Genomic DNA, 8885 nt, shown 5'->3' on the forward strand with positions numbered 1-8885 from the left:
CAACGGATTCTATTCCAAGACCAGATCAGTGACGCGTAGTTCTTGCTGAGTAGAGTCAGCGCATGCACAAACTCGCGTCCTGTAAACGTCGTCCCGGCGCAGGCCGGGACCCAAGTTCGCGGTATAGAGTTGCATTCACACTATGCGCCGGAATTGGATCCCGGCCTACGCCGGGATGACGGTCTTGAGCCTAACTAAAGATTGCCGAGCTAACTAAACTCGACACACCTTTTACCCCTTTTCCGGATAAATTGCCTGCAACAAGGCCGCCAGGTTATACCCGCCCCGGATCAACTGCTGCTTGGCGATCTCCGAGCTCGGCACCGGGTAGTTGGCCGGCACTTCCAGGGCGAAGGTGTAGTAGGTCTCGCCCTTCTTGCTGGTCTGCGGCGTCAGCTTGCCGGGCGTGACTTCCCTGAAGGCTTCCTTGGCCACGAACAGCGAGTGGTTGGCCCAGGCGTAAGGCACGGTGATCGGATCGCCTTCGATCAGCGGCAGCTGCGCCTTGCCGCTGACGACCTTGTCCGCGAACTGCGCCGGGGTTTTCGTCTGCAGGCGGCGGAACGCGTAGTCGACCGTGGTGCTGTCCCAGTACGAGTGGAAGGGCCGCGTCAAGGACTTCGGCACGCCTTCCTTCACCACTGCCGGTTCGCCGGCAGGGATCACGCGCGCCGCCAGTTCGGCCAGCCTGGCGTCGTCCAGCAGCAGGTTGTTGCTGCCGCGCGTATCGAAGATGACGGTTTCGTTGACTTCCTCCTGGGTGTTTGGGGCGACGAACTTGCCGTCCTTGCCGACATAGGCCGCGCCCACGTGCAGCGGCTGGTGGATGTCGCCGGCGAAGTGGGCGAGCAGGATCAGCGCCTGGCGCTTGGTGAACTTGTGCGGGTTCAGTTCCGGATCGGTTTTGCCCTGCAGGACTGCGATGCACTGGCGCAGGGTCTGCACGATGTCGACGCCGGTCCTGCCCACGCCATGGTCGTCGTAGTGGTCGTGCTGGAAGGGCACGTTGGTGTAGTGGTACTTGTCGTGCTGCGGATTGGCGTTGACGTACTCGATCATCTCCGGAGTCTGCTCGCCGCAATAGGTGCCCTTGACGCAGTCGGCCCAGTTGGCGATCAGTTCGAGCGATTCGCCGGGTTTGAGCAGCAGGGCGATTTCCTTTTGCGCCCTGCTGCCCTTGAGCAGCTTGTCGGCGATGGCGCCGATGGCCTTGTGGCCGTCACGGCCCCAGGCCGCGGCGTCGAAGGAGGCAAAAGCGGTGGTGAGCGCCAGTACGCAGGCTAGTTTTTTCATGGTCATCCTTGGTTGAAACGGTCGGCTTATCGGGCCTTGACGATGCGCGGCGCGCTTGGGGCGAGGGCGGCGCCCTGCCCTTCGGTCTCGCGCAGGTAGTCGGCGAAGGCGTCGAGGTCGAGCAGGCCGGTCTCGAGGCGGTTGGTGCCCTTGCCGAATTCCGGATAGTTGTCGCCGCCTTCGGCCAGGAAGTTGTTGGCGACGATGCGGTAGCGCTGGCCGTCTTCGAGCGGCTTGCCGTCCAGGCTGATGGCGGTCACGCGGCTGCCGACCGGACGCTTCTCGTCCCAGGTATAGCTGAAGCCGTTCGACACCTGCAGCATCGAGCCCATCGAACCATCCTTGTTCCACTGGCGCTCGAGCAGCGCGCGGATCTGGGCGCCGGTCAGGTCCATCACCACCAGGGTATTCCCGAACGGGAGCACGGCCTGCACCTGGCCGAAGGCGGCCACGTTGCTGTCCCCGGCTTCCAGGTCCTTGCGGATGCCGCCTTCGTTCATGAAGCCGATGCGGGCGCCGACGTTGCGAGTGGCGGCCAGCACCGCGTCCGCGATCAGGTTGCCGAGCGGCGCTTCGCCGGCCGCGTTCTGCTTGCGCAGCACCGGCGCGGATGCCAGGCGCGCCACCGGGCGCATCAGCGCGGCGCGGCTGCTGTCCTTCACCTTGGCCATGAAGGCGGCCATCTTCTCGTCGGCCGGGAAGGCGCCGCCCTTCATCAGGACGTTCTCGACCTGGACCTCGCCCACCTGGCCGACGCCCTTCTCCACCTTCATGGCGATGCGGGTCAGGAGGTGGCCGTAGGACGAGGCCTGGGTCACGGTGCGGCCGTCGACCTTGCACAGGTAGCCCTCGTGGGTATGGCCGGTGATGACCAGGCGGATCGCCGGATCGAGCCGCTTGACGATGTCGACGATCGGCCCGTTCAGCTGGGTGCAGCCGGGCGTCAGCGGATTTTCCGGGGTGCGGCCGCCCTGGTGCACCAGGGCTACGATCACGTCGGCGCCCTGGCGGCGCATGTCGGGAATGGCGCGGTTGATCGCCGCGGCCTCGTCGCCGAACTCCAGACCCGCGATGCCCGAGGCCATCACGACCGAGCGGGTATCCTGCAGCACCACGCCGACCAGGCCGACCTTGATGCCCTTGGTCTCGATGATCCTGAAGGCCGGGATGAAGGGCTTGCCGGTGGCCTTGTCGACCACGTTGCCGGCCAGGTAGGTGAACTTGGCGCCACCGTAGTTCGGCGCCATCTGGCAGGCCTTGGCCGGACGCGGCGAATCGCAGCCGCCGTTCTGCTGGCGCAGCAGTTCCTTGCGGCCGGCGTCGAATTCGTGGTTGCCGACCGCGGAGACGCGCAGGTCCAGCATGTTCATCGCCTCGATGGTCGGCTCGTCGGCCCACAGCGAGGACATGGCCGGGCTGGCGCCAACCAGGTCGCCCGCGGAGACGAACAGCAGGTCCTTGTCTTCCTTGCGCCAGGCCTGCAGCGCGGCGGCCACGGCCTCGACGCCGCCGGCGCGGATGGCGGGCGCCTTGCTGCCGTCCGGATTGGTCGGGACATAGCGGCTCGGCTCGAGGTTGCCATGGAAGTCGTTCATGGCGATCAGGTTGATGCTGACCGGTTCACGGCTGGCGGTGGTGGCGCAGCCGGCCAGGGTCAGGGAAACGGCGACGGCCAATGCGGCGCGCGAGAGTGGTGCCGGAGCACGCAGGGAAACGGTCATGGAGTGTTCTCGATCAAGGAGGGAGGCGAGCTATGCCCTCCGCATTATCACATGGGCTTGCGCCCGCCCGCCATCTTTACGGGGCGGTCGATGGAGCGAAATACGCAGCCTTCACCCAATAAAAAACGGCCGGTGTCGCCACCGGCCGTCCTCACATCACAGAGATGCCATCAAGTCTCGATTAGAACTCGTACTTGAAGGTTGCCTGGATGGCCCACTGCGATTCGCCCTTGTTCTGGCGAACGACCTGGTCTTCCACGTTGTTGCGCACGCCGTAGACGTAGCGACCCTGTGCATCCAGGCCGAGGTAGTCCACGAAGCTGCGCGCCTGGCCGCCGTTGCCCTGGAAGGCCACTTCCTCGATACGGCCCCACTTCTTGTTCAGCAGGTTGCCGAAGTTGAGGATGTCGAGCGCGAAGCTGGCCTTGTGGCTCTTGAAGAAGCCCGGCAGTTCCTGGGTGATCTTCACGTCGAAGCTGTTGGTCCACGGCGAGAAGTCGGTGTTACGGCCGACCACGCCGCCCTTGGCGTTGCGCAGCACTTCGTTGGCGTTGACGACCGACCAGAAGCGCGCTTCGTTGCTCTTGTTGGTCGCGGTGTCGCCGAAGAACACGACTTCGCCCGAACCTTCTTTCGACGGGATGTACATCAGGTCGTTGCCGGCCAGTCCGTCACCATTCAGGTCGTTGTTGATGGTCCAGCTGTACGGCTTACCTTCGCGACCTTCATAGAAGACGCCGAGGCGGGTGCGGTACTCGCCGAAGAAGCGCTTCTCCCACGACAGGCGGGCGTTGATACGCTCTTTCACCAGGTACGCCGAGTTGGCGGCGGTTTCCTCGTTCGGATTGAAGACCGAGCGGCCCGAGTAGTTCGAGCCCGAGGTCGACGAGGTCAGCGGCGAGACTTCGCTCGCGTTGCTGTGCGAGTAGGCCACCGACCAGCCGAAGCCCTTGCGGGTCGGGCTCGTCAGCGAGAAGGTCAGGACCTGGGCATCGCCCTTGTCGGTGCCCTTGGCCAGCAGCACGTTGCCGTAGCTCAGGTTCGACAGCGCCTTGTTGGTGTTCTGGCAGTTGGTTGCGTTGCCCGCCGAGTTGTTAGTGAAGGTGTAGCAGCTCGCCGACAGGCCGTTGGCGTTGTAGTACAGCTCGCGGCCGTCCTTGCCGATGCGGGTCGGCGCGCCCAGGTTCAGATTCTGGTAGAAGATCGCGTTCTTGTTCTGGGTCGCCAGGAATTCGGCGCCAAACACGAGGCCACCGACCGGCAGCTCATGCTCGAATGCCAGGTTGGCTTTCCAGATCGACGGCTGGCGCAGGTCGGGCGACAGGATGTCGACGTTGGCCGCCGGGGTCGAGCCGGTGACGGTCTTCTGGGCGTTCACGTCAGGCGTGAACAGGCCGTCGGTGCCCGGGCAGCGGGTCGCGCCCGAACCGGAGCAAGTGATGGTACGGGTAGCCACGCCCGGGTTCGAGAACGGGTTCGACATCCACACGGTCGCCGCCGCGCCCTGGAACAGGCCGACACCGCCGCGCAGCTGGGTCGGACGCGCCGCGTCGATCTTGTAGTTGAAGCCGACGCGCGGCTGCCACAGCTTGTTGCCGTCGAAGGTACGGGTATTATCGACACCGAAGCCGCCGGTCTGGCGCGTGAAGGTGGCGGCGTTACCGGCGATGGCCGCCTGGGCTACGGCGGCGTTGCGCAGCGGTGTACGGTCGACGCCGGTCACGTCGACGCGGACACCAGCGCTGATGGTCAGGTTGTTGTTGACGGTCCAGTTATCCTGCAGGAACACGCCGGTGTTCTTCATGGTGAACTGGGCGATCGCGTTGCTCAGCGAGCCGCCGGCCACCGGCAGCTGCACGGTGTACGACGACGGACGGCCGCGCGAGAAGTTCTCGTAGATCGCGGCGTTGATCTGGGCCGCGCTCGCGGTCGAGCAGTTGATCGAACCGAAGCTGTACGCGAAGTTGTTATCGCACTGGAAGGTATAGTTGCCAAACACGTTCTGCAGGAAGGCGTTATACACCTTGTTCTGGGTGTAATCGGCGCCGACCTTGAATTCGTGGTCGCCCCACAGGTAGTTGGCGCCTGCGTACACGTCCAGGGTCTTGGTGCCCAGCACGTTGTTGTGGCGGCTGTTCTCGGTACCGGTGTTCAGGGAACGGCTACCGGTACGGGTGCCTGCCGGTGCATCCGACGGCAGCGGGCCGGTGAACGAGAAGTTCATTCGCGGCAGCTTGCTATTGGTGATCGGCACCGAGTCATAGTCGCGCTGCGAGATCTTGAACTCGGTCGACAGATTCGGCGTCCAGTCGGAGAACACCTGGCCGACCAGGGTTTCGATGGTCTTGTCCTGGTTGTAGAAGTACGAGCTCAGCGACACGGCATCGTCGAAGAAACCAGGGAAGATCGGCTCGTTCTGCGCAGTCTTCGAGTAGCGCAGGCTGGCGCGATGATCGTCGTTGATGTTCCAGTCGAGCTTGAACATGCGTTCTTCCGACTTCATCTTGGTGCCGGCCGGCACTTCGGTTCCGCCGAGATCGATGTTGTACTGGCTCTTGGCGATATCCGTGATACGTGCGATCTGGGCTGGGCTGATGCCGATGGTGGTGCCGGCATTGGTGCCGATGGCGCCGTACTGCGGACCGCTGCGGCTGCTTTCGTAGTTTTCAGCCAGGGCGAAGAAGAACAGCTTGTCCTTGATCAGCGGGCCGCTGACCCACAGGCCCTTGGTGTTGTCCTTGAACTCCGGCGCGTCGAAGTATTCGTCGCGGGTCGTGTCATAGCGCTTGCCGACCAGGCGGTCGTCGCGGGTCACGTAATAGGCGCCGCCGTGGTACACGTTGGTACCCGACTTGGTGACGGCGTTGACGTTGGCGCCGGTGTAGCCGCGCTGGGTCACGTCGTAGTTGGCGACGTTCACCTGCACCGAGGCGATCGCTTCCATCGAGATCGGCTGGCGGGCGGTCGGGCTGCCGTTGGCTTCCAGGCCGAAGGTGTCGTTCACGGCCACGCCGTCGATGGTCATCGAGTTGTAGCGCGAGTTCTGGCCGGCCACGGACATTTCGCCGCGGTCCTTGTCGGTCTGCGAAACGCGCGGATCGAGACGCGCGAAGTCCTGCAGGTTGCGGTTGATCGATGCCTGGGTTTCGAGGTCGGCGCGCGAGATCGCGGTGACCGAACCCATCGACTGGTTCGAGAAGATTTCCGAGCGGGCTGCCGAACCGGTCACGGTCACGGTCTGCATCTGCTGGCCCAGGGTCGCGTCGACGGCGGCGGTTTCCGCCAGGTCGGTGAACACGCCTTCGCGGCGCTCGGTGACACCATCCTTGGTGATGATGATCGTGTAAGGACCGCCGACACGCAGGCCACGTGCAACATAACGGCCTTCTGCGTCGGTCGTGACATTGCTGACAGAACCGGACTCGGTGTGAACAATCTGCACCTGGGCGCCGGCGGCCGGCTTGCCGTCAGCGGCCGAGATACGGCCACCGATGGCCGAGGTGGTGTTCTGTGCGAAGGCCGGCGTAGCAGCCAATGCAACCGACAAAGCCAGCGCCAGTTTGGTGAGCCGGATCTGTTGTTGAGTGATCATTGATAACCCCAAAAAGAACTAATAGTTATAACGGGCAGCCGACGGTTGCCCTCTCTTACGTTTACTGCAATCTTTTGTTTGCTGTGTGGTGCGCCGGCGGTCCTGCCGGCTGGCGGCGGCAAGTCTAACGTGCAAGTATTTCAACGAAGTTACACCCCGGTTTTCTTCACGTAGGTGCCCGTCAAACGAGGAATGCCTTTTGGAAATCAAACTCCAATATGCATGACCGTTATCAAACCGGCAAATTCGTTTTGGCTTCGACATTCATACGTTTGTCGTATAAATACGGAGCAGCACGTTGTTGCTACGCCACAAACTCGGCTCGATACCCAGCAAAATGACAAGGCGGGATTATAAAGGCGGCATTCCTAGGCGAAATTTTTTTAATAAAAATTTCGCCAAACCGAGGAAGGAAGAGGATTTTTTGTAGCAGGAAGGCCACAAAAGATGAATTATTGCTAAGCGAGTGTCAAAAAGTCACTCGCTCAAGATGACTTGAAGGCGCTCCGCAGTGGCTGCGAAGCGCCTTGTAGAGCGGCTTACTTTGCTGCGGCCTGCGCCTTTGCCAAGGCGGCAATCTTCGCTTCGAAAGCGGCAAAGCGCTCGTCCAGCTGGCGGGTCAAACGTTGTTTTTCTGCCACCGACAGGAAGGCGTAGCGGATGCTGTTGTACGAGGTCCGCTTCATCTCCGCGTAGTCCGGTTTGTAGCGGCTGGCGAACAGCACGTACTCGTGCGACAGCGTGTGGCGGGTAACGCCGGCGTCGTCGGTCGAGATCACGTAAGGCACGCCATATTTACGGTACAGGGTGATCGGGTGGTTCGCACCTTCGACGCCGCTGATGAAGGCGTTCGAGGTCAGGTTGATCTCGACCGGGATGTCGTCCTTGCGCATCTTGGCCATGATGGCCGGAGCGTTGCTCTCGTGCGCCAGGTCGAGGCCGTGGCCGATGCGGTTGGCGTTGGCGACCACCAGGGCCTGGTCGATGTGGAACTTCAGGCCTTCCGGCGGCACGTCGCCCAGTGCCAGCTCGCCAGCGTGCATGGCCACCTTCACTTCCGGGTAGCGCGATTTCAGGAAGCGGAACATCTTCATGTGCAGCGTGTAGTCGCGCATCGAGACCATGGTGCTTTCCTGGCCGACGATGTTGACGCCCACGATCTTGTCGCTCATGGCCGCGGCCTTGAAGCCCGAGACCATCGAGGAGAACACCTGCGACGGGTTCAGCAGGCGCAGCACATAGGTTTGGTAGCGCATGGTGAAGCGCTCGTCGTCGATGCCCTCGGCCGACTCGTGGATCTTCGCCACGAAGTCCTCGGTCTGCTTCCGGAAGCCGGCGTCCTGTTCCAGCACGGCCAGCCAGGCCCCCATCTGGGCCTCGAAGGCCCTATCATCGTGACCATTGTTCCAGGCCTGGGCGTCGAAATCCTTGTTCACCACGAACGGCGACATCTTGAACATGGTCTCGATGTAGCTGACATTCTCGGCGATGGCGCGCTTTTTCAGCTCCTGCAGGCCTTCGCGGAAGTTCGCGTTCGAAACCGGGCCGAAGAAGCCGAAGGTCTGGAAGAACAGGCGGTCCGGCGGCGGCTGGATCGCGCCATGGTTGCTGAAGTCCTTGTTCGACCAGCGCTGCAGCAGCTCGCGGTAGGTGTAGTCGTCGGCATAGACCTCGGCGGTCGACAGGCAGTTGCGGTCCTCCGCCGGCTTGGCGCGCTCGGCGGCCACCACGTCCTTCCTGGTCTCGATGCGGTAAGTACGCTTGTCGACGCAGTAGCCCTGCTTGTCGAGGAAGTCGACGTACTGCTCGGCGTAGACCGAACCCGAATAATGGTGGTGCAGGTCGCCGCCCTTCGGCATCTGGGTGAAGAACAGGGTCAGCTCGGCGGTCTTCGGCTCGCCGGCGATCAGGCTGGCGTAGTGGCGGGCGGTGGCGGTTTCATTCGCGCTCGTTCTCGCTGCGGCCGGGCCCTTGGCCAGGGCCTGCGGGGCGCCGGCGACGGCCAGGGCGAGCAGGACGCTGCCGGTCAGTTGTTTGTACATGGATCGGGACTTTCTGGTGCGGTTGGTTACAGGCGCGCGCCTGCAGGAACCGCGCAACTCTATACGGTTGAGTTAGCGTTGGCAATATCACAGGTAGGGTGGGCGGGTATTGTATGGCACAGGGACATAGGTAACAGTCGTCTAGAGACATAGGTAACACCTTTTATGATCAGCGCACGACCAATAACTGGAGCGTGCGATGCCTTGGAAGGAGTGTTCCCGGATGGCCTCTCGTCT

At 62.7% G+C, this 8885-nt stretch carries 4 protein-coding genes; all 4 read right to left on the minus strand.

Translation table 11 applies throughout. The features are described 5' to 3' along the window. Positions 1-231: 231 nt before the first annotated feature. Positions 232-1293, minus strand: a complete 1062-nt coding sequence (locus FG94_RS12760; RefSeq protein ID WP_036212128.1) for a S1/P1 nuclease — start codon at positions 1291-1293, stop codon at positions 232-234. 26 nt (positions 1294-1319) lie between these two features. Then, entirely contained in the window at positions 1320-3014 is a 1695-nt protein-coding gene (locus tag FG94_RS12765) for a bifunctional UDP-sugar hydrolase/5'-nucleotidase (protein WP_051996601.1), read from the minus strand. Positions 3015-3195: 181 nt separating this feature from the next. Beyond that, on the minus strand, positions 3196-6606 hold the full coding sequence (locus FG94_RS12770) for a TonB-dependent receptor (protein WP_036212093.1): 3411 nt from the start codon (positions 6604-6606) through the stop codon (positions 3196-3198). A gap of 539 nt (positions 6607-7145) precedes the next feature. Then, positions 7146-8648: an adenosine deaminase gene (locus FG94_RS12775; protein WP_036212095.1), complete on the minus strand. Its 1503-nt coding sequence runs from the start codon at positions 8646-8648 to the stop codon at positions 7146-7148. Between the last annotated feature and the right edge of the window lie 237 nt (positions 8649-8885).

It is taken from the genome of Massilia sp. LC238, assembly GCF_000735635.1.
Classification (GTDB): Bacteria; Pseudomonadota; Gammaproteobacteria; order Burkholderiales; family Burkholderiaceae_D; genus Telluria; species Telluria varians.